A 635-nucleotide genomic window follows, 5' to 3' on the forward strand; every position below is an offset into this window, starting at 1 on the left:
TGCTTGTTGCACACCTTCCCCGGATACGTCCCGGGCACTGGCACCACCACTGCCGCGGCTGGCAATCTTGTCGATTTCATCGATATAGACAATGCCCCATTGGGCTTGCTGGACATCCCCTTCGGCAGCTTCCAGCAGGCGCTTGAGCAGGCTGTCAACATCTTCACCGACATAACCGGCCTGGGTCAGAGTAGTGGCGTCACCGATCACAAAAGGCACACCAATAATCCGTGCCAGGGTTTTGACCAGCAAGGTTTTACCGGTACCAGATGGCCCGGCCAGCAGGATATTGGATTTTTCCAGCTCGACCATATCGCTGCCACCGTTAACCGGTATTCTGGCTTCGGCCTGGCTGTCCTGGAACTTCAAACGCAGATAGTGGTTATAGACGGCGACCGATAGCGTTTTTTTCGCTTCATCCTGACCGATAATGTATTCGTCCAGAAAATCCTTGATCGCCAGTGGCGTTTTTAATTCCGGCTCGGACGGATTCTGGGTACGACGCCCCCAACTGCTAACAACCTGATAGGCCAGCTTGACGCATTGCTCACAAATATGACCGTCGTTACCGGCTATCAGGGGAACTTGAGGGGATTTTTCGATCCCGCAAAATGAACATGTAGGCTGTGCGGAGC

General features: G+C 53.7%; 1 protein-coding gene. It reads right to left on the bottom strand.

Going from position 1 to position 635, the window contains the following annotated elements; all coding sequences use genetic code 11:
* A partial coding sequence (locus tag Q4563_RS15540) for an AAA family ATPase (RefSeq protein WP_303605099.1) occupies positions 1-603 on the bottom strand: 603 nt, incomplete at its 3' end.
* Positions 604-635 lie beyond the last annotated feature (32 nt).

Source organism: Gilvimarinus sp. 1_MG-2023, from assembly GCF_030548285.1.